19 protein-coding genes and 2 tRNA genes are annotated in these 23,176 nt (G+C 59.1%); 13 read left to right on the top strand and 8 right to left on the bottom strand.

Annotated features, from left to right (window positions below; all coding sequences use genetic code 11):
• The first annotated feature begins 174 nt into the window (after positions 1-174).
• Complete coding sequence (locus tag I6G90_RS00865; RefSeq protein WP_232254389.1) at positions 175-2,016, top strand: hypothetical protein; 1,842 nt, start codon at positions 175-177, stop codon at positions 2,014-2,016.
• Positions 2,017-2,093: 77 nt separating this feature from the next.
• Here I6G90_RS00865 and I6G90_RS00860 read toward each other — a convergent pair whose 3' ends face one another.
• Positions 2,094-3,302, bottom strand: coding sequence for a NupC/NupG family nucleoside CNT transporter (locus tag I6G90_RS00860; RefSeq protein WP_197929279.1), 1,209 nt, complete (start codon positions 3,300-3,302; stop codon positions 2,094-2,096).
• A 159-nt stretch (positions 3,303-3,461) separates the two neighbouring features.
• Between I6G90_RS00860 and I6G90_RS00855 the strand changes: the two genes are divergently transcribed.
• Positions 3,462-3,824, top strand: coding sequence for a hypothetical protein (locus I6G90_RS00855; RefSeq protein ID WP_197929278.1), 363 nt, complete (start codon positions 3,462-3,464; stop codon positions 3,822-3,824).
• A 506-nt stretch (positions 3,825-4,330) separates the two neighbouring features.
• Positions 4,331-8,887, top strand: a complete 4,557-nt coding sequence (locus I6G90_RS00850) for a retention module-containing protein (protein WP_332260272.1) — start codon at positions 4,331-4,333, stop codon at positions 8,885-8,887.
• Positions 8,888-9,091: 204 nt separating this feature from the next.
• On the opposite strand, the gene I6G90_RS00845 is transcribed toward I6G90_RS00850, so the two are convergent.
• A complete protein-coding gene (locus I6G90_RS00845) occupies positions 9,092-9,490 on the bottom strand; it encodes an META domain-containing protein (protein WP_197929274.1) in 399 nt (132 codons plus the stop codon).
• 168 nt (positions 9,491-9,658) lie between these two features.
• Between I6G90_RS00845 and I6G90_RS00840 the strand changes: the two genes are divergently transcribed.
• Positions 9,659-10,138: a hypothetical protein gene (locus I6G90_RS00840; protein WP_197929272.1), complete on the top strand. Its 480-nt coding sequence runs from the start codon at positions 9,659-9,661 to the stop codon at positions 10,136-10,138.
• 3 nt (positions 10,139-10,141) lie between these two features.
• On the opposite strand, the gene I6G90_RS00835 is transcribed toward I6G90_RS00840, so the two are convergent.
• Together I6G90_RS00835 and I6G90_RS00830 are read right to left on the bottom strand one after the other, a co-directional pair.
• Positions 10,142-10,621, bottom strand: a complete 480-nt coding sequence (locus tag I6G90_RS00835) for a putative 4-hydroxy-4-methyl-2-oxoglutarate aldolase (protein WP_042657514.1) — start codon at positions 10,619-10,621, stop codon at positions 10,142-10,144.
• Positions 10,622-10,663: 42 nt separating this feature from the next.
• Positions 10,664-11,071, bottom strand: coding sequence for a DUF3293 domain-containing protein (locus I6G90_RS00830; protein ID WP_197931131.1), 408 nt, complete (start codon positions 11,069-11,071; stop codon positions 10,664-10,666).
• 396 nt (positions 11,072-11,467) lie between these two features.
• Here I6G90_RS00830 and arcA point away from each other — a divergent pair, with 396 nt between their 5' ends.
• Positions 11,468-12,187 (top strand): two-component system response regulator ArcA, encoded by a 720-nt coding sequence (gene arcA / locus I6G90_RS00825; protein WP_005338193.1) that lies wholly within the window; start codon positions 11,468-11,470, stop codon positions 12,185-12,187.
• A gap of 171 nt (positions 12,188-12,358) precedes the next feature.
• On the opposite strand, the gene I6G90_RS00820 is transcribed toward arcA, so the two are convergent.
• A tRNA-Gly gene (locus I6G90_RS00820) sits at positions 12,359-12,433 on the bottom strand.
• A 15-nt stretch (positions 12,434-12,448) separates the two neighbouring features.
• Positions 12,449-12,522 (bottom strand) — tRNA-Gly (locus tag I6G90_RS00815).
• A gap of 201 nt (positions 12,523-12,723) precedes the next feature.
• Between I6G90_RS00815 and cydD the strand changes: the two genes are divergently transcribed.
• The 4 genes from cydD to I6G90_RS00795 all read left to right on the top strand — a co-directional run bounded on the left by cydD (position 12,724) and on the right by I6G90_RS00795 (position 17,158).
• Complete coding sequence (gene cydD / locus I6G90_RS00810; protein ID WP_197929270.1) at positions 12,724-14,493, top strand: heme ABC transporter permease/ATP-binding protein CydD; 1,770 nt, start codon at positions 12,724-12,726, stop codon at positions 14,491-14,493.
• Positions 14,486-16,216, top strand: coding sequence for a heme ABC transporter ATP-binding protein/permease CydC (cydC, locus tag I6G90_RS00805; RefSeq protein WP_197929268.1), 1,731 nt, complete (start codon positions 14,486-14,488; stop codon positions 16,214-16,216). The genes cydD and cydC overlap by 8 nt, the downstream gene beginning before the upstream one ends.
• 174 nt (positions 16,217-16,390) lie before the next feature.
• The gene (rcsF, locus tag I6G90_RS00800) at positions 16,391-16,762 is read left to right on the top strand and encodes an Rcs stress response system protein RcsF (protein ID WP_197929266.1); all 372 of its coding nucleotides are present in this window, start codon (positions 16,391-16,393) and stop codon (positions 16,760-16,762) included.
• Between the two features lie 9 nt (positions 16,763-16,771).
• Positions 16,772-17,158 (top strand): DUF488 domain-containing protein, encoded by a 387-nt coding sequence (locus I6G90_RS00795; protein ID WP_075114095.1) that lies wholly within the window; start codon positions 16,772-16,774, stop codon positions 17,156-17,158.
• Positions 17,159-17,317: 159 nt separating this feature from the next.
• Here I6G90_RS00795 and I6G90_RS00790 read toward each other — a convergent pair whose 3' ends face one another.
• The gene (locus tag I6G90_RS00790) at positions 17,318-18,316 is read right to left on the bottom strand and encodes an NAD-dependent epimerase/dehydratase family protein (protein WP_197929265.1); all 999 of its coding nucleotides are present in this window, start codon (positions 18,314-18,316) and stop codon (positions 17,318-17,320) included.
• Positions 18,317-18,528: 212 nt separating this feature from the next.
• Between I6G90_RS00790 and tsaA the strand changes: the two genes are divergently transcribed.
• Together tsaA and I6G90_RS00780 are read left to right on the top strand one after the other, a co-directional pair.
• The gene (gene tsaA, locus I6G90_RS00785) at positions 18,529-19,233 is read left to right on the top strand and encodes a tRNA (N6-threonylcarbamoyladenosine(37)-N6)-methyltransferase TrmO (protein WP_111809389.1); all 705 of its coding nucleotides are present in this window, start codon (positions 18,529-18,531) and stop codon (positions 19,231-19,233) included.
• Positions 19,234-19,533: 300 nt separating this feature from the next.
• Positions 19,534-20,082 (top strand): cytochrome b, encoded by a 549-nt coding sequence (locus I6G90_RS00780; protein WP_042081001.1) that lies wholly within the window; start codon positions 19,534-19,536, stop codon positions 20,080-20,082.
• 87 nt (positions 20,083-20,169) lie between these two features.
• Here the strand turns inward: I6G90_RS00780 and I6G90_RS00775 are convergent, their stop codons facing one another.
• A complete protein-coding gene (locus I6G90_RS00775) occupies positions 20,170-20,850 on the bottom strand; it encodes a bactofilin family protein (RefSeq protein ID WP_197929264.1) in 681 nt (226 codons plus the stop codon).
• 210 nt (positions 20,851-21,060) lie between these two features.
• On the opposite strand from I6G90_RS00775, the gene I6G90_RS00770 reads away from it, so the two are divergent.
• Positions 21,061-21,735, top strand: a complete 675-nt coding sequence (locus tag I6G90_RS00770) for a response regulator (RefSeq protein WP_042063363.1) — start codon at positions 21,061-21,063, stop codon at positions 21,733-21,735.
• A complete protein-coding gene (locus I6G90_RS00765; RefSeq protein ID WP_197929263.1) occupies positions 21,735-23,120 on the top strand; it encodes an ATP-binding protein in 1,386 nt (461 codons plus the stop codon). Before I6G90_RS00770 ends, I6G90_RS00765 begins: the two co-directional genes overlap by 1 nt.
• Positions 23,121-23,176: the final 56 nt, after the last annotated feature.

Genomic DNA, 23,176 nt, shown 5'->3' with positions numbered 1-23,176 from the left:
AAGCTGTTGAGAAGATTTGAGATTATATATTCATCACTTTAAGAACACAGCCTAGGGCGCTGCGGCTCCAACATCGCGCAGGATGTTGCCTCGCTGGTCTACAACGCCCGCAGTTTTTATCTCAATGAATTCAACAGTGAAGAGCAACGCAAACGGGAGAAGGAGTTTGGTCCGGTGAGCTGGATCCGGCGCAACCTGCGACTGCCAAACAACGGGGCCCGGCCGGTCTTTCTGATCGAGCCCATGGTGATGCTGGGGGATCTGGACAAGGACATCGATGGCCGCATCCGCCACTCCAATCGCAGCGGCGAAGGTGGCTCCTTGCGTGACTACGCCAAGATGCGGGTGATGGACTTGTCGGAGATCCACGCGGGAGGCGCGGGTAACGCCCCCATCCTGGGCCAGTATCTGGCCAAGATCATCCTCAACAAGAGCCCCCACTACTTCGCCAACTCGGAGTGGCAGGCCATTCATACCTATCTGGTGGACTCCTGCGGCATCAAGGCCAACCAGTCCCGCCTCTATTTCTACATCTTCAGTGCCGGGGGCGGAACCGGCTCCGGCATGGCCTCCGAGTTCGGGCTGGCCCAACAGTACTCCTACATGAGCAAGACCTTTTCGCCCCCGTCAGAAGAGGAGGAGCATCTCTCCCTCGGGGAGCACTTCATGTTCGATCCCATCTTCACCAGCGGCATCTGCATCCTGCCCAATATCTGTGATCGGGGTATCGAGATCTCGGAAGCGCTGCACATCAATGCCGGGCGTTTGCTGTGCAAATACCTAGCCGAGGAGTGGGACTTCTCCTATCACTTCGACAACGAGCAGGCGTGCGATGCCAGCATGCTCAAGCGGATCAGGCCCTGGAATGCCATGATGCTGATCTCCAACGACATCATGCGCTACGCCGAAGAGAGCGACGATGGAGAGATCCAGCATGTTGACGTCAACACCATGGAGAAGTACGCCAACCAGTACATCTCCCAGCAGATCTTCAACATTCTTACCGCCCAGGCCGTCACCACCGACTACGACGAGAACTACTTTCGCCGGGCGGGCATCGATATCAGCGAGACCATTCGGCTCGATGCCAACGACCTCTTTATGAGTCTGGCGGGGCCGGTGGCGGTGGCGTATGCCGAGTCCATCTCGCCCCCCGGCGGCCTGTTTGACAAGGAGGACGGGCTCAATGTGGACGATCTCTTCACCCGTTCCATCGAGCTACCCCACTTCAACAAGATGACCCAGGCCATCGAGGGGATCAGTCTGCTGCCCATCGAGGCGGGCAACTATCGGGAGTATCTGGACGACTATGTGAAAAGTGGCCATGACCCGGCCCATCTAAACGAGCTGCACTTCTTCAAGAACTGCTCCTCTGTGGTGTCGATCATCTCCCTGCCCAAGGAGTACAAGCTCTCCTATATGGATCTCAACCGGCTCAAGTCTCACCTCAACGGGCTCTTCCCCAATACCACCCTCAAGCGCTATGCGCTGGTCATCGGGGCGTCGGGGCGTCGGGGCGTCGGGGCGTCGGGGCGTCGGGGCGTCGGGGCGTCGGGGCGTCGGGGCGTCGGGGCGTCGGCCAACATCTCCCTCACCACCCTGATCGTCAAGAGCCCCTGCCTGAGCGATGACTTCCTGACCCTGATCGTGGCCTTTATCAAGCGCTGTTTTGCCAAGGACCACTATCGCTTCGATGAGCATCTGGACAAGGCGGTGATCGAGATGATCAGCAATGAGGAGTGGAACGACACACTGCTCGACAGCATGCTCAACGAGTTCGAGAACCCGGCCAAGATCCTCGATACCAACTGGTACGCCATCAAGCCCATGTATGAGAAGAAATATCGGGAGCTTATCCGCGAGAAAGAGAAGTTCGTCTCCATCAACGATATTCGCCTCAGCCGCGAATCGGTGAAAAAGGCACTGCTCTATCTCCGGGAGATCTATCGCCACCGGGTCAGCAAGACCCGCATTCTCTCCCTCAACCCACGGCTGGGGGAAGCGAGCGCTCGCTAGCACCCTGCCCATAAAGCAAAGCGCCCGCCCCACATGGGGCGGGCGCTTTTTTACTGGCGCAGCCTGGCTTTATCTCATCAGAGGGAGACAAAGATCCCGGCCAGGGTGGCACTCATCAGGTTGGCCAGGGTCGCCGCCAGCACCGCCTTGAAGCCCATATTGGCCACATCGTGGCGGCGCTCCGGCGCCATGGTGCCGATGGAGCCAAGCTGCACCGCAATGGAACCCAGATTGGCAAAACCACACAGCGCGAAGGTGATGATGATCTGGGTGTGGGCGCTCAGATCGGCCTTGATATTGGCAAAGTCCAGATAGGCGACAAACTCGTTCATGATCACCTTCTGACCAATCAGGGAGCCTGCCGCCATCATCTCGCTGGCGGGCACGCCAATCAGCCAGGCCACCGGGGCAAACAAATAACCCAGCACTTGTTGCAGGGAGAGATCAGCCCAGCCGAACCACTCACCGACGGTGGTGAGGCCAGCGTTGATCATGGTAATGACGCTGACAAAGGCGAGCAGGATGGTGCCGATGGCCACCGCGATCTTCATGCCGTTCATGGCGCCGCCAGCCAGCGCGTCGATGGCGTTGCTATAGTCGCTCTTGTCGAGGGTGATCTCGGCCTGTTCGCTCACCTGCTGCTGCTCCGGCACCAGCAGTTTGGCCATCAGGAGGCCACCGGGCGCCGCCATAAAGGAGGCGGCGATCAGGTATTTCAAATCCACTCCCAGACCGGCGTAACCGCCCAGCACCGAGCCTGCCACCGAGGCCATGCCGCAGGTCATCACCGCAAAGAGTTCGGAGCGGGTCATGCCGGCGAGGAAGGGGCGAATAAGCAGCGGCGACTCCCCTTGCGACAGGAAGATATTGCCGGTGGCCACCAGAGATTCGGCGCGGCTGGTACCGAGCAGGCGATGGATGGCGCCGCCCAGTACCCGGATCACCCACTGCATGATGCCGAAGTGGTAGAGCACGGCGATCAGCGCGCTGATAAAGATCACCAGCGGCAGCACCCGCACGGCAAAGATAAAGCCGTTGCTGGCCAGATCGCCAAACACGAAGCGGATGCCGCTGTCGGCAAAGCCAAGCAGGGCGGAGACGCCATTGCTCATGGCACCGAGCATGATTTGTCCGGGGGGGAAATAGAGCACCAGGGCGGCAAAACCGGTTTGCAGGGCGAGCGCCCCCAGCACGGTTCGCCAGCGGATGGCTCGGCGGTTTTCACTGGCCAGCCAGGCGATAAACATCAGGGCCAGCATACCGACCAGACTCAATAACAGTGTCATCTTGCACCTATGAAGAGAGGAGTTTCATATGGCAAGTCTGCAGACAGGCGTCGCGGGTGATCCGGCGGGAGAGGTGCCGACCCACGCGACACGCAGACCACAAACCTACAGGTTAGTGGCGGGTCCCATCCTGGGGTCATTCACGTTCCGGGTGACAGCATGTATCGGGTGACGCCAGCGCCGTCGCAGGGGGAGATGCGGCCGGGTGGCAGGTCGGGCGGCGATGCTACAGTGATCATCGTCACAGAAAAAGCGGTAAAACGATTGGCCGGAGTAACTTTTCATGTCATTGACCGAAATGGTCAAACAAGCAGCGAGCGGCCGGGTTTGCTCAGGCAGATGATGATTGTCGTTTGCAGCCCATTTGACCAGCAGATTAAATATGCAACAGCGAGCGACAGAAAAACCGCTTTAAGGATACAGATCACAGTGTTACCAGCACATATTCCACTGGACACCCTATTAACATTCACCCTGCTGACTACTTATTCATATCATCAACACCATCGTCATTGGGTTTGAAAACTTATTTTCTCGCGCATGTTAATAATCGGTATATAAATAACAAAAAATCCCCATCGAGCTGTCATTTTTGGCCAGTGACTTTCCCCACCGCCCCAGCTAAAAACGACGATTCTTTATAAGCCAGCCCTATAAAACTGATATCTCAACGAATTTACTCTCGCTACCATAAAAGCAAGGATGAGATAAAAACGTTTTTCACATTAAACGCCTTTAAATTTCTTTATTCTCATCAAGAAATATAAAGTAGCTCATATAATGAGCGCCCTTGATGCGCTGACTTCAGCGCGATAAGGACCATGCGCAATACAATTAAAATAATCAGAAAAAAATAATAAACGCAATTAAATCAAAGCGATACACTGATTCCATCAGCGAATTAGTTAATAGAAACATATCATCAATAAGTCGTTTGATTATTTAATGCACTCTCCTTAGCCTTGGACGGCACAATCAGTTTAAAAACTATAAATTTATCAGTTCAGACTATTAGGAACACACGCAACATGCACAAAATCCTGCTCGATCAAGCTATGGAACTCACTAAGGCTCAAGGAGAGTGCTGGATCGTTTTAAAAGATGGCTCAATCAAAGCCGTTAATGTCGGCGATATGCTTCCTAAGGGTGTGCTACTGGTATCCCCTGCAGAGGTAGAATTGACACCGCCAGCAATGGCGAGTGTGGATAACCCTATTCCAGACGACACCATTCCCTCCGATGTGGGGGAAATTGACCCCGCCGTTGAGCAAGAACTCGCCGCCATCCAGCAAGCTATTCAGGATGGGCAGGATCCGACCGAAATCGCCCAGGCAACCGCCAGCGGCGGTGATACCGCAGGAGGCCTCGCAGGCTCCGGTAATGCGGGCGTCATCGTCACCGAACGTACCGCCAGAGCGACCATTTCCGAAGCGGGTTTTGATACGACCCATAACAGCCGTGACCCGCAGCGCCTGGATGCGCTGCCGGGTGACGAGATCGCCGGCAAGATAGCGCATCCGCCGGTTGCCTTTGATCAGCAGCAGATCATTTCGGAAGACACGCCAACCCTGTTCGCTCAGGTTCCGACTGCGCAAGATCCCGATAGCGACGGCATCAATCCGCAGGGTTACACCCTGGTGAGCGGCGTACAGAGCGGTCAACTGACCCTCAATGCCGATGGCAGCTACCAATATATTCCCTCCCCCGAGTTTCAATCCCTGCGAGAGGGTGAGACGCGGCAGGTCTCCTTTACCTATATTGCAACCGATCCGAGTGGCAACCAGAGTGCCCCGGCCACGGTGACCATTACCATCACCGGTACCAACGACATCGCCACCATCGGCGTCGCGACGCCGGGCGCTGACCAGGGCGCCGTCAAAGAGGATGTGATCCTCACCACCAACGGCAAGCTGGTCGCCACCGATGTCGATCACGGCGAAGCGGTGTTCCAGCCCCAGACCCTGGTCAAGGGTGACCACGGCTCCTTCACCATCGACCAAGATGGCAACTGGACTTACACACTCAACAACGATGACCCGCAGGTGCAAGCCCTCAAAGAAGGGGAATCCCTGCCCAGCGAAACCTTCGTGGTCAAGAGTGCCGACGGCTCTGCCCAGCACACCGTCACCGTCACCATCACCGGCACCAACGACATCGCCACCATCGGCGTTGTGACGCCGGGCGCTGACCTGGGTGCGGTCAAAGAGGACGTGACCCTAACCACCAACGGTAAGCTGGTCGCCACCGATGTCGACAACGGCGAAGCGGTGTTCCAGCCCCAGACTCAGGTCAAGGGTGACCACGGCACCTTTACCATCGATAAAGATGGCAACTGGAGCTACCAGCTCGACTACAGTGACCCGCAGGTGCAAGCCCTCAAAGAAGGGGAATCCTTGCCCAGCGAAACCTTCGTGGTCAAGAGTGCCGATGGCTCCGCCCAGCACACCGTGACCGTCGCCATCACCGGCACCAACGACATCGCCACCATCGGCGTTGCCACGCCGGGCGCAGACCAGGGCGCCGTCAAAGAGGATGTGACCCTCACCACCAACGGCAAGCTGGTCGCCACCGATGTCGATCACGGCGAAGCGGTGTTCCAGCCCCAGACGCTGGTCAAGGGTGACCACGGCACCTTCACCATCGACCAAGATGGCAACTGGACTTACACACTCAACAATGATGACCCGCAGGTGCAGGCCCTCAAAGAGGGGGAATCCCTGCCCAGCGAAAACTTCGTGGTCAAGAGTGCTGACGGCTCTGCCCAGCACACCGTCACCGTCACCATCACCGGCACCAACGAGGCCCCTGATGCGCAGGATGACGGCCTTGTCAGCGACAAGATCGTCACTCTCGATGAACAGAACTGGGATACCAGTGGCGATATCAAGGTCGATTACTATGTCATCGATGCCACAACCGGGCAGAAAGTGGCCGATGCCGAGAAGTCCGATTACACCGGCGATGGCGACCACCGTTTCGGGGTGAAATCCGGTATCGAGCAACCTGGCGCTGACAGCGTTCAGGCAGGACAGATCGGCTACCTCGACAGTGCGAACCAGAGCGAAGCCATGCGCTTCACCTTCCAGCAGGGTCAGGTCGCCGACCATGCCACCATCGAGGTCAAAAACCTGTGGCACGACCAGGCGCATGGCGGCTGGGAGCCCGGTGTCGAGCGGGGTGTCTGGAAAGCCTTCTACAAGGGTGAGCTGGTGGCGACCGGTATCTTTGAAGGCAACGCTGGCGGTAAACAGAATGTGCAGATCGATGCCGGTGGCCGCTACTTTGACACCATCGAAATGTCAGCCCTCGGCTATAAGGACGGCATCGTCGATCCGCAAGGCTCGGAGTACTTTATTACCAAGGTCACCGCGGATCTGACTCGCTTCGATCAGTCTTATCAGACCAATGAGACCGGCGTGCTCTCCCTCGACGTATTGAGCAACGACTCCGATCCCAACGGGGATGTCATCGCTATCGTGCCGGGGAGCTACCCGGACTATGTCACCCTGGTCAATGGCAAGCTGCAGTTCGATGCCACCAAATACCTGCTGACGTTGCCGGAGGCTGAACGGAACTTGGTCTCGGGCGAGGCCAAAGAAATCACGTTTGAGTACGCGATTCGCGACATTCACGGTGCCACCGATCACGCCAATGTCACCATCACCTTGATCGGTGAGAGCTTGCCCGCACCGGCTCCCCTGCATGTGACTGTGCAAGAGGATGGACTGGCAGGCGGCGCGCATGCCCACAGCCAAGGCTCACTGCCGGGCGCTCAGGATGCCACACCCCACGACTACCAGTTTGCAACCCGGCAGACAGGTACGGCAGTCAACAGTGGTGGCAAGCCACTGAGCTACGAGGTGAGCAACGATGGTCTGACCCTGACCGGCTTTATCACGGAGGCGGGCCAGAAGGTCAATGTGCTGACAGCACAGCTGAACTCGCAGAACGGCACTTATGAGCTGGATCTGTTCCGCCCGCTCGATCATGGTGCTGCCGGCAAGGACACCCTCTCTCTGCCGTTCGAGCTCGATATCAAGGTTGGCAACCAGCACACCAAGGGAGAACTGGTGATCGATGTGATCGACAGCGCCCCTGCGCCTGCCCACCTGACCCTCACCACCGGGGATATGGCACCGCAATCCAACTCCGTCATCATTGCGCTGGATATGTCCGACTCTATGAATGACCCCGTCCAGAACGCAAATGGACAGTGGACAACCCGCTGGTCACTTTCGCAACAGGCTATCAAGGCGATGTTCGATCAGTACGACAAGCTGGGGGATGTGCAGTTCAAGATTGCCACCCACGCAGGCAACCCGGATGGGCAGATTTCTGGCTGGCTGCACTCCCTGGCCGACATCCAGCAGTTCTTCAGCAAGCTGAGCCCGGGAGGCTGGACCCCCTACACTCAGGCACTTAACCAGCTCGATACGATTCTGTCAGATAGTCAGAATCAGCAGGAGATGGCGGGAAGCAGCAAGCAGTTCTACTTCCTCTCCGATGGCGCCCCCTCGGATTTCAGCTACTGGATGAACGGTACATACAAATCAGACATGTTCCGCGAGCGCCTGATGAAGGGCATCAGCCCGGATGAAGTGGGTGGTGAGCAGCACTATCAGGACCTGCTCACTGGCTGGGTCGCACCGACCCATGCCGAGCAGTTGCTGATCCTGGGCGAGTCCATGGAGCACATTCTGGATCAGCATGGCAACCCCTTTGACAACGTCAATATGCTTGCCATCGGCCAGAGCTCCTCGCTGGAGTATCTGGCGCCCATGGCGGGTCAGGATGGCACCGCCATCAAGGTGGAGAAGGATGCCGACATTATCAGCACGCTGACCGAGTCGGTCCCGGGCCAGCTGCACGGGGATCTCACCGGATCGTCGATCGAAGGGGAGTGGGTCGAGAGCCTGACCCATGATGGCCAGACCTATTTCTACGATCAGCAGAAAAACGGCATCTTCGCCCACCACAGCGATAGCGACATCAAGGTGACCGATGGCAGCAAGCTGACGCTGGATACCGCCAATGGCAAGCTGGCGCTGAACTTTGAAACAGGGCAGTACGACTATCAGGCCAAGGATGTGCATGGCGATGGAGAAGACAAGTTCCTCCTTACCCTGCGCGATGGTGATGGCGATACCGCCGAAACCAACCTGGATATCGCCGTTCAGGATCTGGCTGGCGGGGTTGCAGCCCCAATCAGTCTGCGCATGGCGGCAGCGCCGACAATGACCAGCGAGATAGTCAGCGATGAGGATACGAGCAGCCAGGCCACCCACGACGAGATGCAGGATGAGCTGATTGATTTCAGTGCACTCAGCCTCGCGGCGCCCCAGAGCAGCGAACTGCAGAGTCAGCCCGGTGCGACGCTGGCGTTCAGTGAGCTGCTCGATAGCGGCGATAACGAACTGGATGACCTGCTGGCACAACTGGACTCGGCAGTGCAAGGTGTCGCAGCGAACAACGGGAGCGATCCTTACAGCTCATTTGCGGATCACAGCATGCCCAATCTGAATGGCGCGTCCATTCAGGATCAGCTGTTTGATGAACTGGCGCTGCATCAGCAGTTCGTACAGTAATCCCTCGTCATCGCGAGATAGTCAAAACCCGCTCCGGCTGATACCGGAGTGGGGTTTTCTTTTCTCTGCGGGTTCAGATAACACATATGACCATATGGCACGCAGTGCCAGATACACAGACGCCCTCCACAGGGAGGGCGTATCAGAGCGGTTGATCTGCCGAAGCGATCAGAACGGTCAATGCAATCAGACGAACGACGTGCCTTATTTGGCTGCAGGCACGGCGTTGAAGGTGAGCAAGGCTGCCTTGTTGGCATCGCTCAGGGTCAGCTGGTTGCCGTTGATGGAGTAGGTGGCCACCTTCTCCAGCTTTTGCAGGTACTCGGTCTCTTTGTTCATCTCATCGCCGATGCACATCATGCGAGTGGAGCCCATGGCGCCTAGCGTCAAGACACCGTCACCCTGCTGGGTGATACCGCCAAAATAGCGGTTGCAGCCGCCCTTGCCCGCCACCTTGCCATCGACCACTTGCAGGGTGAAGGTATCGCCGGTGGCGCCTTGCAGCTGCCAGCTGGATGCTTGCAGTTGAGCCATGCTGGAACCTGTTGCCATTGCGCAGCCTCCCAGTGCCAGCGCGGCCAGCAGAGTCAGTTTCTTGTTCATGGATTCACCTCTTAATGATTAGAGCCATCAATACGGCAGCCTGTTTATCATGGCTGGCGCCCACGCCAAAGGATTTTATTGTGATCTCGCTTCACTTTACTACCAGCTGGCATGTGCCATGCTTGTGCCATGCTTAAGCTCAGTTCCGGACCCAGGGAGGGGAAAAGAATGACCAAGGCGCTTCTCATCACACTGCTTGCATCCTGCGCCAGCATGGCCGTACAGGCCGCTGACTGGGCAGTTGTTCAGCCGCAATCCAACCCGTCTCTCTATGTCAAAAGTTACTCGGGTGTGCTGCTCAATGGCCATAGCCATCACAGCGACAGTTTTGATCTCTGGCTGGTCAATAGCGGCTATCAATATCCGGTGGTGGATGATGTGACCCTCTTTATGGAAGCGGGCCCGGCAGTGGCGGATCAAAATCGCACATCCGGTTTCAATATGAGCTCGGGGGTACGCTACCAGCTCTCTCCGGCATTCCATATCAGCAGCCAGATCAAGCATCTCGATCTCAACAAGGCCAGCACCCTGCTGGAGCTCAACTCCAGCCTGCTGCTGACTCCCAGACTCTCCCTTACCGCCAACTACGGCGTCAGCGCCATCACCGCCGATCAGGCGCTGAGTCTGGGCGTCGGCTTCAACTTCTGATGATCACAGCAGCGGCGTGGCGCTCACCACCACGCCGTTGCGATCCGCATAGACGTAATCCCCTTCGTGGATGGTCACGCCGGCAAAGCTGACCACCGCCCCCAGCTCACCCAATCCCCGCTTCTCGGTCTTGACCGGACAGGCTGCCAGCGCCTTGACCCCGAGCGCCAGCGTGGCCAGGGTGCCCACATCCCGCGCCGCGCCGTGGATCAGGATCCCCTCCCACCCCTGTTCCACCGCCTTGACCGCCAGCTGATCACCCAGCAGCGCCCGGCGCAACGAGCCGCCGCCGTCGATCACCATCACCTTGCCGTGGCCGGGACGGGTCACCAAATCCCGCACCAGACTGTTGTCTTCGTAACAGGAGAGCGTCACGGCGCGACCATAAAAGAGGGGCTTGCCGCCAAAATCCTGAAACACCGGGTCAGCCACTTGCAGCAAGTCGCCGTGTTGATCGCAGAGGTCGGGCAGGAGATCCAGCATGATTTGATTCCTTTCAGATACATGAAGGTGTTCATTCTTTCATCAGGTGAGGCTTCTGGCAATCCAGAAGGATTCAATATTGCCCAGACAAACTGCTGATTTATCAGTCAATACTGGCACCAACCAGAGCCTGCCATCCTCCACCCAGTAGAGGGCATTCTGGCCAAAACGCGCGGCCAGCTGACGGGCTTGCGGCAGGGAGAACGCCACCGCCAGCGATGACTCCTGCCAGCGCTCGTTGGGGTCAGATCCCCAAAACGGCCCCACCACGGGCACCTGCAAATCCCCAGTCAGATGGCGCCACAATGCCCGCTCCCGCCGCCGATTGCGCCGTTCGCCGACCCACTGGCTGGCCGGGTTCCAGGCGGTAATGATGGCAAAGGCAGACCAATCAGGTGGCTCAAATGGCGCGATAAAGCAGATTTTCTTGTAGTTTTCCCACAAAATCATGTCAATCACATGTTACATTCCATTACATTTTATAGGGGCAAAAACCCGGTTAAGGCCAAGTATGATGCAGCTGTGCCAGGGTTTGACCTATATCAAAACAGAGTTAAAAAGTTGCTATCTGACGGCAAAGAGTGTTGTTATGCTCCTGTTAACTGATAAAATGCGGCAACTTTCGTAATGGACGACCTTTCCAGGCTCTGCTCGACCAGACTTGTCGGGAACCTATAAGTGGCACAGGGATACTTGCCGGTACTGATGCCTAATTCGCGATATTCCGACCTGACTCTCATACCCAGGATGACGTAATAAATTTTCAGGATCAGTCAGGAAATCGGTTTGTAACGCCAAAGAGTGTTAAATTTAAGATAATTAACTGATAAGAATCTGGGAATACTCATGCAAACACCACACATTCTGATCGTCGAAGACGAGCTGGTCACACGCAATACCCTGAAAAGCATTTTTGAAGCGGAAGGCTACATCGTGCTCGAAGCCAACAACGGCGACGAGATGCATCAAGCCCTCACTTCCCACACCATCAATCTGGTGATCATGGACATCAACCTGCCGGGCAAAAACGGCCTGCTGCTGGCCCGTGAACTGCGTGAGAACGATAACATCGCCCTGATGTTCCTGACCGGTCGTGACAACGAAGTGGACAAGATCCTGGGTCTGGAGATCGGCGCCGATGATTACATCACCAAGCCGTTCAACCCGCGCGAACTGACCATCCGTGCCCGCAACCTGCTGAGCCGCACCATGAACGTGGCTGCCGGTGGCGAAGAGAAGAAGCTGGTTGAGCGCTACCTGTTCAACGGCTGGGCGCTGGATATCAACAGCCGCGCACTGGTCAGCCCGACTGGCGACATGTTCAAGCTGCCGCGCTCCGAGTTCCGCGCCATGCTGCACTTCTGCGAAAACCCGGGCCAGATCCAGACCCGTGCCGAGCTGCTGAAAAAGATGACTGGCCGTGAGCTGAAACCCCACGACCGCACCGTCGATGTGACCATCCGTCGCATTCGCAAGCACTTCGAAAGCGTCAACGACACCCCGGAGATCATCGCCACCATCCACGGCGAAGGCTACCGTTTCTGTGGTGAGCTGGAGCAGGAATAAGCTCTTGCTACGCTGTTGATCTGAAAAGGCGCCTTGGGCGCCTTTTCTGTCTCTGCGGTTTGCCTTATTAAGGCAGAGATAATACAAAAACACGGTGATCGTTGCGTCACACGCTGAACAAGATGCAAAACAAAAAGCCCACTCGCAGGAGTGGGCTTTTTGTTTTGAAGCTGGAGCGGGCAGCGGGAATCGAACCCGCATCATCAGCTTGGAAGGCTGAGGTAATAGCCATTATACGATGCCCGCCTGGCATCTGAAATTTGGAGCGGGTGATGGGAATCGAACCCACGTATGCAGCTTGGGAAGCTACCGTTCTACCATTGAACTACACCCGCGTCAGGGCTCCTACTATATGCATTTTGCCGCCGAGCGCAATGGCGCCTTTGCCACTTTTTTCAATAAATCAATCTGTTCGGACAAGGATTGAGCAGACGGTTGCTTTTTCAATCAAACATTTTCAACACAGATAATTTACAAGGTTGCCAAGGCCAAACGGCAAGGATAGTCTTGCGCCACTCGACGCGAGGATGGTGGTAATGGATAAAAAAACGCAAAAACGTCTCTATGGCTGGTTGCGCAAGCAATCGAGTCACGGTCGCCGCTGGATCACGATATCCATCGCTTTTGGCCTTGGCCAGGGCATTCTTATGGTGGCGCAAGCCTGGCTGCTGGCGACCCTGTTGCACGGCTTTATCATCGAAGGCTCAACCCCCGAGCAGTCCATCACGCTCTTTATTACCCTGCTGCTGGTGACGCTTGGCAAAGCGGCGCTGGCCTACGGCCGCGAAGTGGCCAGTTTCAAGGCGGGCAGCGCGGTGCGCCAGACCATCCGCCAGCTGGTGCTCACGCGCTTGAGCCGCCTTGGCCCCGCCTATATCCAGCGCCGTCCGGCAGGTAGTTGGGCCAGTCTGTTGCTGGAACAGATTGAAAATATGCAGGATTTCTTCTCCCGCTATCTGCCACAGATGGCCATCGCCGTCTTTATTCCGGTGGTCATTCTGGTGGCCGTGTTCCCGGTCAACTGGGCGGCGGGTCTGATCCTGCTGGGCACTGCGCCCCTCATCCCCATCTTTATGATCCTGGTGGGTGTGGGCGCCGCCGATGCCAACCGCCGCAATTTTCAGGCGCTGGCTCGCCTCTCCGGCCACTTCCTCGATCGCCTGAAGGGGCTGCGTACCCTGCAACTCTTTATGCGGACCCAGGCAGAAGGTGACGCCATTCGCGATGCCTCGGAAGATTTTCGCGAGCGCACCATGGAAGTGCTGCGCCTGGCGTTTTTGAGCACCGCCGTGCTGGAGTTCTTCGCCGCTATTTCAGTGGCGCTGGTCGCCGTCTACTTCGGCTTCTCTTATATCGACCATCTGAACTTTGGTAGCTATGGGGTCAAGGTCACCCTCTTTACCGGCCTGTTCGTGCTGTTTCTCGCCCCCGAGTTCTACGCTCCGCTGCGGGAACTGGGTGCCCACTACCACGCCAAGGCGCAGGCTATCGGCGCTGCCGAGCAGCTGCTTGAATTCCTAGAAGCCGAGGTGAGCGAACCGGCCGCAGGCACGGCGCCGTTCCATGCCGACAGCCCGGTCAAGGTAGAAGCAAAAGGCCTTGAAGTGCTGAGCGCCGAAGGCAAGGTGCTGGTCGGCCCCATCGACTTCACCCTGGAAGCCGGTTCGCGTACCGCCCTCATCGGCGTCAGCGGCGCAGGCAAGAGCTCGCTGGTCAACGCCCTGCTCGGCTTTGCCCCCTATCGCGGCGAGCTCAAGGTCAACGGGCAGGAGCTTGCCACCCTCGACATGAGTCAGTGGCGCCTGCAGTTAGGCTGGCTCTCGCAAAACCCGCAGCTGTTCCACGCCTCCTTGCGCGACAACCTGCTGCTGGCCAAGCCAACGGCCAGCGATGCCGAGCTGGAAGATGCCCTGAAACGGGCACAAGCGTGGGAATTTGCCATGGAGAAGGGGCTCGACTATCCGGTCGGCGATCAGGCGGGCGGCCTCTCGGTCGGTCAGGCCCAGCGCCTCGCACTGGCGCGAACCCTGCTCAACTCGACCCAGCTGATGGTGCTCGACGAACCGACCGCCAGTCTGGATCGCCACTCCGAACGCGCCATCATGACCACCCTCGAGCAGGCGATGGCTGGCCAGACCCTGCTGATGATCACCCACCGCCTCGACCAGCTTACCAAGATGGACAATATCCTGGTGCTGGCCCGCGGCCAGCTGGTGGAGCAAGGCAACTTCCAGCAACTTAGTTCTGGGCAGGGGCCTTTTGCCCGCCTGCTCTCCCAACGTTCCGGAGGTTCTCTCGATGAGTGATCTGTTGCCGTTTCTGCGCCTCTATCGCCAACACTGGCTCAGCCTCACCATTGGTTTGCTGCTGGCGCTGGTGACCCTGGCCGCCGGCATGGGGCTGCTCTCCCTCTCCGGCTGGTTCCTCTCTGCCGCCGCCGTGGCGGGGATGACCGTTGCGACGACCCATGCCTTTAACTACATGACCCCCGCGGGTGGCGTGCGCTTCTTCTCCATCGTCCGTACCGCCGGTCGCTGGGGTGAGCGGGTCGTGAGCCACGATGCCACCTTCCGGGTACTGACCCGACTGCGGGTCTGGTTCTGGCAGAAACTCTCGCCGCTCTCCACCGGTACCCTGGCCGGTTTCCGTCAGGCGGATCTGCTCAATCGACTGGTGGCCGACATCGATGCGATGGACCACGTCTACCTGCGGCTGATCACCCCCATAGGCGCGGCCCTGCTCAGCACCGCCGGACTGGTCTTCTTCCTGTCGTTTTTCGACAGTCGCCTCGCCCTCACCCTGGGCGCCATTCTGCTATTTGGCATGATCGCCCTGCCGCTGGTGTTCTACTTCCTCGGCCGTCGCCCCGGCCAGGCGCTGATTGCCGAAAAATCGACCCTGCGTACCCGGATGGTGGATTATCTGGATGGTCAGGCTGAACTGCAGATGTTTGCCGCCGCTCCCAAGGCGCTGGTTGAGCTGCAACAGGCCGAGCAGGCGCTGCTAACCGCACAGGCCCGCATGGCCAAGGTGAGCGGGCTGGCCAACTTCTCGGTGCAACTGCTGAGCGGCTGGACCCTGACCCTGATGCTCTGGCTGGCCGGTCATGGAGTAGCGGGCGCAGCGCCCGACCCCATCACAGCACTGATGGTCTTTGCCACGCTGGCCAGCTTCGAGGCACTGATGCCGCTGGCGGGGGCTTTCCAGCACCTCTCCACCAGCCTCACCTCGGCACGCCGCCTGAACGAGATCCTGCAAGAGGCAAAAGCCCCCGTGTGGGGCGACGAGCAGACCCACGCTACCGCTGGTGCGCTGCAGATCAATGACCTCTATTTTGGCTACCCCGGCAACCCCCAGCCGGTGCTGCGTGGCTGCACCCTGCAACTGCACGCCGGTGAGAAGCTGGCGCTGCTGGGCCAGACCGGCTGCGGCAAATCGACCCTGATGGGGCTGCTGACCCGGGAGTGGAGCCCGCAGGCGGGCAAGATCCTGCTCGATGGCAAGCCGCTCACCGACTACAGCGAAGGGGCGCTGCGGGCCTCCATCTCGGTGGTGAGCCAGCGGGTGCATCTGTTTGCCGATACCCTGCGGGGCAACCTCAAGCTGGCCGCCCCGACCGCCACTGACGAGCAGCTGATTGCGGTACTGACCCAGGTCGGGCTGGCCAATCTGCTGGAAGATGAGGCGGGCCTCGACGCCTGGCTGGGTGACGGCGGCCGCCCCCTCTCCGGTGGTGAGCGTCGCCGTATCGGCATCGCCCGCGCCCTGCTGCACGATGCGCCGCTCTGGCTGCTGGACGAACCGACCGAAGGGCTCGACAGCCAGACCGAGCGGGAGATCATGGATCTGTTGTTCCGGCTCGGGGCAGATCGCACCTTGCTGCTTATCTCCCACCGCCTGCTGGGGATGGAGCAGATGGACCGGATTGCCCTGATGGAAGAGGGACAGATCCGCCTCTGCGCCCCTCATGACGAGCTGCTGGCGGATGATTACTACCGCAGCCTTTACCAACGGCTGGCTCCTGTTTGATATCAGCCTGATATCAGGCTGATGGGGGTCACACCCTGACACCCGGGCGCAAAACGGGGCTGGTCGCCGCAGGTGGCTGGCCCCTATAATGTCCCCCTCATTATTCAACAAGATGCCGACATGGAGCGCCTGCGCCTTTCTACTGTCCTCATCACCGACACAAGATACGAGACGATGAAACGCCTGATCCTGATGATGCCCCTGATTGCCTCCGGCTGTGCCAACTACGCCTTCAACAGCAATCTGGATAAAGAGAACTTCGACGAATATTTCAAACCCGGTAGCGTGCGCATCTACGAACAGGATGAGCTGGCTGACCTTAACTACCTCTACCTCGGCACCATCGAGGGTGAATCCTGCCAGGCCGATGCCAACCAGCCGGTGCCCAACGCCGGTGATGCACGCACCCTGGCGCGCCGCCGCGCCGCCGACATGGGTGGCAACGCTGTCACCATCGACAAGTGCGCCGAATTCAGCGACACCCCGGGCTGCCTGAAACAGGTGATCTGCTACGGGCAGGCGCTGAAAGTGGCCGAAGAGAAGTAAGCCGCGACCATGGCCCTCGCCATCGTTCGCCTTGGCAGCCCGCGCCTGCCCGATGAGGGGCTGCGGATCGGCACGGTGCGCCGCCCGCCTCGCGGCGTCCCCAAGAGCGAATTTGCCAGCCAGCATTGGTACGACGTCTGGTTTCCCAACCTCGCCCCCAGCAGCGAGACCATGAAGCTGGGTCAGGCCGCCGAGACACCCGCCCAGTGGGCGGCGTTTGGCAAACAGTACAAGGCCGAGATGGCGCAACCTGCTGCCAGGCATGATTTGGCGCTGCTGGCCGCCCTCTCCCATACCACCAACCTCTCGGTGGGCTGTTACTGCGAGCAGGAGTCCCGCTGCCATCGCGCCATGTTGCGCGAATTGCTGGTAGCCGCTGGCGCCGCCATTCGCTAGGACGGCGAGCAAAGACGGCCCCATGGGAAATCGCGTCAGCCGGTATTTGGCAGCCATCAGGCATGGATAGACAGAGAGGGCATCCCGCGGGATGCCCTCTCTCGTTATGTTCACACCACTGCATTCTCGGCAGCAACACGATGATCCCGCCACTCTTTCCTATTGCAGAGTGGGTACCAGCAACTGCTGGCGCAGCGCAGCCTCCCGGGCCAGAGTCATGGCATCCGCCGCCACTGCAGCGACGGGTTCGATGGCCAGCCAGTGGGCAAGGTCGGCGGCGGTCTCCTCCAGCGGCCGAAAGTTCAATCCCTTCACGATGGCCGCCTCGGCGCTGACCGAGCCATAACCGGCAAACTCCGCCTGCGCGCAGGGCAAGAGGGTGGGATAGCTCTGCCAAGGCTCGATACCGGCTGCAATCAGGGTCGGCCAAGGCAGCCACTCGGGCTGGATGGGGCTGGCTGGCAGCAAGCGGGCACTCAGCCGCTCCAGCCAGTCACTCAGGGTAATGCCGGGTTTGAGCAGGTTGAATATGCCCGACAACTGCTGCTCGGCCGCGCGCAGCACAAACTCGGCGCAGTCGCGCACATCGAGATACTGCAAGCGATCCTCGCCACTGCCCGGCAGCAACCAGGGCCCGCCCTGCTGTACCCGCTTAATCCACCAGGCCATACGTCCGGTGGGATCATGGGGGCCGCACAGCACGCCCGGGCGCAGGATGCAGAGCCGCTCGCCCCAGCGGGCGTGGTACTCCGCCTCGCACAATACCTTGAGGGGGCCATAGTCAGTGGGCATTTCGCCTGCGGGGATAGAGTGCAGCGGCGCCGACTCATCCATTCCGGGCATTGAGAAATCGCGATAGACGCTGATAGTGGAGATAAAGATCAGCCGCTCGCAGCGCCCGAGCAAGGCTGCCGAGAGGCTCGCCGCCTGCTCGGGGCGATAGCAGCAGGTGTCGATGGCGAGATCCCACTGCAACCCGTCCCCTTGCAGGGCGCTCAGGCTCTTGTCCCTGTCACCGGTGAGCTGTACCAGATCGCGCCAGTCCGGATGCTGGTGCAGACCGCGGTTGAACAGGGTCACTTCATGGCCCCAATCCAGCGCCAGCGCGGTGAGGTGGCGCCCCAAAAAACCGGTGCCACCGATAATCAGCAGTTTCATCCCTCTCCCTCCCCTTCGGCGCGAGTGCGCACATTTCATCCTGATGCGCCCGTTGCCTCCACCCTACGCAACTTGATGCGCGGGCACAGCCTCCGACTGGCCGGGATGGGACAGGGATCACGGCAGCGCAGCAGAAATGGGCGTAGTGAGGCCAAGCCTGCGTTTTGGGGCCGCCTGTGCTAAATTGCCGAGGTTTTCAGACAGGATCCGCTATGAAGTTCGAAATCGACACCCTCGGGATCATCCGCTCTCCCTACAAGGAGAAGTTCGCCATCCCCCGCCAGCCCGGTCTGGTCAAATCTGCTCGCGCCCGCCTCGAGCTGCTCCCCCCTTACGATCAGCCGGATGTGCTGCGCGGCATCGAGCAATTCTCCCATCTGTGGCTCAGCTTCGTCTTTCACCAGACCATGGCGCAGGGCTGGCACCCGACAGTGCGCCCGCCGCGCCTTGGCGGCAACGAGCGGGTCGGCGTCTTTGCCACTCGCTCCACCTTCCGCCCCAATCCACTCGGCCTCTCGGTGGTCGAACTGCACGGGGTCGGCCGCGAGCGGGGCAAACTGTGGCTGGAGCTGGGGGCGGTGGATCTGCTCGATGGCACCCCCATCGTCGATATCAAACCCTACATTCCCTATGCCGACAGCCTGCCGGATGCCCGTGGCGGCTTTGCCCCCGATGCGCCCACCCCGCCGCTGGCGGTGAGTTTCAGTGCCGAGGCCGAGCAGCAGTTGCAACCCTGGCTCAAGGCCCATCCCGAGCTGCGCCAGCTGGTGAGCGAAGTGCTGGCGCAAGATCCTCGCCCCGCCTACAAGAAGGGCAAGCCGGATGAGAAGGAGTACGGGGTGCGGCTGTTTGACTGCAATGTCCGTTTTCGCATCAACGAACCGGATTGCATGGTACTGGCCATCGAGCCCGCGTGAAGCCGTCATTGGCCCCACTGACGCAATTTCACACCTTTATTTCACGCCTTCTTCACGTCACAAGGGGCTTAATAAGCCTGTTAATTGTGTGGCATTGATCAGACTATCAACCCGGTTGCCAGTGATACCATGCAGAGAGTAGAGGGAATTTGCCCTCCGACTGCCGCCCGTTTAAGGCTGCTGGCCACAGGCAAGTGGTGGCAGCACGGCAGTTACCGCCAAGGGATCCGGCCTCGCTTCGATATGCTGTTCAGCGGGGATGCCACACGGATGTGACAACCAATCTGAAGGAACAAACCTATGCTGATGAACAGTGAACAACGTTACGGCACCCTGAATATCGGGCTGCACTGGCTGACCCTGTGGGCCATGATCGCCGTCTACGCCCTGATCGAATTTCGCGATATCTTCCCCAAAGGGGACCCTGGCCGGGATCTGATGAAGGAGTGGCACTTTATGCTGGGGCTGCTCATCTTCGCTCTGGTATTTGTCAGACTGGCGCTGCGCTGGATGAGCCCAACACCCCGTATCGTGCCCGAGCTTTCCCCGGTCATGCACAAGCTGGCAAAACTGGCCCACCTCGCCCTCTACGGTTTTCTCATTCTCACCCCGCTGTTTGGCTGGCTGCTGCTGAGCGCCGCGGGCAAGCCCATCCCCTTCTTCGGGCTTGAGCTGCCGGCCCTGCTATCCCCCAGTCCGGACCTCAAGGGGCTGATCAAGGAGGTACACGAGACCCTGGGTAATATCGGTTACGCGCTGATCGGCCTGCACACGGTGGCGGCCCTCTATCACCACCATATTCTCAAAGACAACACCCTCACCAATATGCTGCCGCCGCACCGCAGCTAACGGGTAACGGGGAAACAGAGAGGGGGCCATCGTGGCCCCCTCTCTGTTTCCCTGAACAACCGTCATCTGCACGGCTGGCAAACGGCATCACGCCTGCTTGGCCAGCTCCTCGGTCGCCTTGCCTTTCGGCTCATGCGGCAGCTTCTTCACATTGTTCTTGTTCTCTGGCTGCTTGTTCTCGGGCGATCGGTTTTCAGACAAGGCTTGCAACACGGGATCAGCCTTGCCGGCCACGGTGGGCTGGGACTGACCGACAAAGTTGCCGCCCTTGCAGATGGAGAGACTGCCACCCTTGAAGATCCCCTGCATCTTGCCACTCTCTAGGATCTCCACCTCGGCGGAGGTACAGGTGCCTTCAAGCAGACCATTGATGAGCACGTGGGGCGCACTCACATCACCCTCGACAGTGCCGCCCTGCATGATGCGCAGCACACCGCCGGTGAGCTGGATGGTGCCATTGACGTGACCGCGCACCTCCAGATCCCCCTCGACCTGCAACTCGCCCTTGAAGCGGGCGCCGGCAGCAATGACCGTTGCCCCGGCTGACACACTGGCCGCCCCATCACGTTTTTTTCCAAACATCCCGACTCTCTCCATCAACCAGACAAGCAGAACCAGCGGCATCGGCGCCACTGGCCACAGAAAACAGGGTGACCCCAGCACATAGAGCAGCAGAGCTGCTCCCCAGCAGAGCCAGACAATATAGAGGAAGTCGCTGCGCTCCCGACCCTTCAGCCGCGCCAGCCACGTTCCGGCTACCTTTCTCATTTCGTCAAACCTTTCGCAGCATGGCGATCAGCAATGAACTGACCAAAGCGCCATCGACAACAACGGACAATGGATAAACGACCAGTTGCTGCAAACTCTGAAGCCCCCTGATTCAGTCCCGATACAGGAGTGGCAAGATAGGATTCGAATTGACTCGAAGCGACATTCACTTTCTAATTGACAGCCTGGATCCCTATGACCGTTCACATCATGAAAATTCTGTTGGTCGAAGACGACAAGCTGCTCAATCACCACCTCTCCTCCCTGCTGACCGAAGCCGACAATCAGGTCTACAGCACCGACAAGGCCGAGATTGCTCTGCACTATGCCGTTGACTACCCCATTGATGTGGCGATCATCGACCTCGGTCTGCCCGATATGGATGGCCTGCAACTGATCCGGCGACTGCGTGAACGGCAGATCCCCTTCCCCATCATTGTGCTGACCGCCCGTGGCAACTGGCAGGACAAGGTCGAAGGACTGGAAGCCGGTGCTGATGACTATCTGGTCAAACCGTTCCAGAAAGATGAGCTGCTGGCCCGCCTCAATGCGCTGGTGCGCCGCAGCGCCGGTTTTATCTCGCCCAAGGTGAAGGCCGGTGATTACGAGCTGGATCTCTCCCGCAAGGAGCTGACCATCGCCGGTGAAGTGGCGGTGCTCACCAGCTTTGAATACCTCATTCTGGAGTACCTGATGCGCAACGCCCGTCAGGTGGTCTCCAAGCAGCAACTGCTCGACCAGCTCTACGGCGACGGCGAAGGGGACCCCAACACCATCGAGGTGATGGTGAGCCGCCTGCGCAAGAAGCTGGATCCGGAAGGGACGATTCAACCCATCTCCACCATCCGGCGCCAGGGCTACATCTTCAACCTGTCGTGTAACTGATGCAGTTTCATCTGCCGCGCCCCATCAGGATGATCCGCAGCTCCCTGCACATCAAACTGCTGCTCAGCTCGCTGCTGGTCATCGCGCTGATCATGGGGTTTGCCGTCTACGCCCTCTACCTCGGCCATATCGAGGAGCAGAGCCAGAAGGCCAGTGCCCGGATGCAGGAGAACCTGGCCAAGCTGTTCTCCTCCACCGAGCCGGACGACAAGGGCCCCACCGTCGAACTGGGGCGGATGTCCCGCGATGCCAGTGACAGCAACCTCGACACCCTGATCTGCCGCGCCGATGGCGAGCTGGTCTGGTCGAGCCTCCATATGCCGGAGGTGATCAAGGCCAAACATACCATTTGCCGCGATCTGATGAAGTATCTGGGGGGGATGGATCTCGACTACTTCTTCAAGAAACACACCATCAAGAACGGCGAGAGCTACTACGTCTACAGCCTGCGTTTTATCCGCAATCCCGGCAGTGGCACCACCGCCTACTACGTAGTGATGATCGACTCGGCCAAACGCTATCACGAAGAGTCGCGCACCTACCTCTATCAGACCGCCCGTCAGGCGCTGCTCGCCTACCTGCTGCTGGCCGGACTGCTGCTGCTCACCACCTTCTGGAGCCTCAGCTCCCTGCGCACCATCGCCCGCCAGATCGACGATATCCGGGCTGGCAAGCGCGATGCGCTGTCAAACGAATTCGAACGGGAACTGGCCCCGCTGACCGACTCGGTCAACCAGCTGCTGGAAAACGAACGCCAGCAAACCCAGCGCTACCAGCACGCCCTCAACGATCTCGCCCACAGCCTGAAAACCCGGCTGGCGCTGATCCAGATCACCACCCGCGAAGTGCAACTGGGGCGGGAGATCCACGACAACATCAACGAGCAGATCCTCACCATGGATCAGATGATCCAGTATCAGCTCAGACGCGCCGTTACCGGCCGCCAGCGCCTTGCCAGCAAGGGCACCGAGCCGGTGCCGCTGATTGAAAAACTGCTGGCCAGCCTGACCAAGGTTTATCGCCACAAGAAGCTGCAAACCCATTTCAAGTTCGATGATGATGCCCTCTTTCACGGCGAACAGGGCGACCTGATGGAACTGATGGGCAACCTGCTCGACAACGCCTGCAAGTTTGCCATCAGCGAAGTGAACGTAACGGTGCGCCGCCATCTCGAACGGCTGCGCATCGAAGTGGAAGATGATGGCCCGGGTATCGACCCGGCCAAATCGGAGCAGATCTTCCAGCGTGGCGTTCGCGCCGACAGCTCGCCGGGTCAGGGCATCGGTCTGGCGGTGGTCACCGAGATCGTCCACAGCTACGGCGGCCAGATCCGGGTCGATGAATCCCCCCTCGGCGGCGCCCGCTTTACCCTAGACTTGCCCTGATCGGCATTGCCCAGTGCAGCCTCGCCAGTGATGGCCCTATCACAAGGCCCCCGACC

The sequence above is a fragment of the Aeromonas allosaccharophila genome (genome assembly GCF_016026615.1).
In the GTDB taxonomy this organism is placed as follows: Bacteria; Pseudomonadota; Gammaproteobacteria; order Enterobacterales; family Aeromonadaceae; genus Aeromonas; species Aeromonas allosaccharophila.
The sequence above is the reverse complement of the archived record's forward strand: the minus strand, read 5'-3'. Positions and strand labels throughout refer to the sequence as shown.

What these genes read in the sequence shown, in the direction of transcription:
- cydC (WP_197929268.1), top strand. Translation starts at nt 14,486, where the DNA reads ATGAGTGATCTGTTGCCGTTTCTGCGCCTCTATCGCCAACACTGGCTC.
- I6G90_RS00770 (WP_042063363.1), top strand. Translation starts at nt 21,061, where the DNA reads ATGAAAATTCTGTTGGTCGAAGACGACAAGCTGCTCAATCACCACCTC.
- I6G90_RS00855 (WP_197929278.1), top strand. Translation starts at nt 3,462, where the DNA reads ATGTATCGGGTGACGCCAGCGCCGTCGCAGGGGGAGATGCGGCCGGGT.
- I6G90_RS00780 (WP_042081001.1), top strand. Translation starts at nt 19,534, where the DNA reads ATGCTGATGAACAGTGAACAACGTTACGGCACCCTGAATATCGGGCTG.
- tsaA (WP_111809389.1), top strand. Translation starts at nt 18,529, where the DNA reads ATGAAGTTCGAAATCGACACCCTCGGGATCATCCGCTCTCCCTACAAG.
- rcsF (WP_197929266.1), top strand. Translation starts at nt 16,391, where the DNA reads ATGAAACGCCTGATCCTGATGATGCCCCTGATTGCCTCCGGCTGTGCC.
- I6G90_RS00775 (WP_197929264.1), bottom strand. Translation starts at nt 20,850, where the DNA reads ATGAGAAAGGTAGCCGGAACGTGGCTGGCGCGGCTGAAGGGTCGGGAG.
- arcA (WP_005338193.1), top strand. Translation starts at nt 11,468, where the DNA reads ATGCAAACACCACACATTCTGATCGTCGAAGACGAGCTGGTCACACGC.
- I6G90_RS00840 (WP_197929272.1), top strand. Translation starts at nt 9,659, where the DNA reads ATGACCAAGGCGCTTCTCATCACACTGCTTGCATCCTGCGCCAGCATG.
- cydD (WP_197929270.1), top strand. Translation starts at nt 12,724, where the DNA reads ATGGATAAAAAAACGCAAAAACGTCTCTATGGCTGGTTGCGCAAGCAA.
- I6G90_RS00795 (WP_075114095.1), top strand. Translation starts at nt 16,772, where the DNA reads ATGGCCCTCGCCATCGTTCGCCTTGGCAGCCCGCGCCTGCCCGATGAG.
- I6G90_RS00765 (WP_197929263.1), top strand. Translation starts at nt 21,735, where the DNA reads ATGCAGTTTCATCTGCCGCGCCCCATCAGGATGATCCGCAGCTCCCTG.
- I6G90_RS00830 (WP_197931131.1), bottom strand. Translation starts at nt 11,071, where the DNA reads ATGATTTTGTGGGAAAACTACAAGAAAATCTGCTTTATCGCGCCATTT.
- I6G90_RS00790 (WP_197929265.1), bottom strand. Translation starts at nt 18,316, where the DNA reads ATGAAACTGCTGATTATCGGTGGCACCGGTTTTTTGGGGCGCCACCTC.
- I6G90_RS00860 (WP_197929279.1), bottom strand. Translation starts at nt 3,302, where the DNA reads ATGACACTGTTATTGAGTCTGGTCGGTATGCTGGCCCTGATGTTTATC.
- I6G90_RS00835 (WP_042657514.1), bottom strand. Translation starts at nt 10,621, where the DNA reads ATGCTGGATCTCCTGCCCGACCTCTGCGATCAACACGGCGACTTGCTG.
- I6G90_RS00845 (WP_197929274.1), bottom strand. Translation starts at nt 9,490, where the DNA reads ATGAACAAGAAACTGACTCTGCTGGCCGCGCTGGCACTGGGAGGCTGC.
- I6G90_RS00850 (WP_332260272.1), top strand. Translation starts at nt 4,331, where the DNA reads ATGCACAAAATCCTGCTCGATCAAGCTATGGAACTCACTAAGGCTCAA.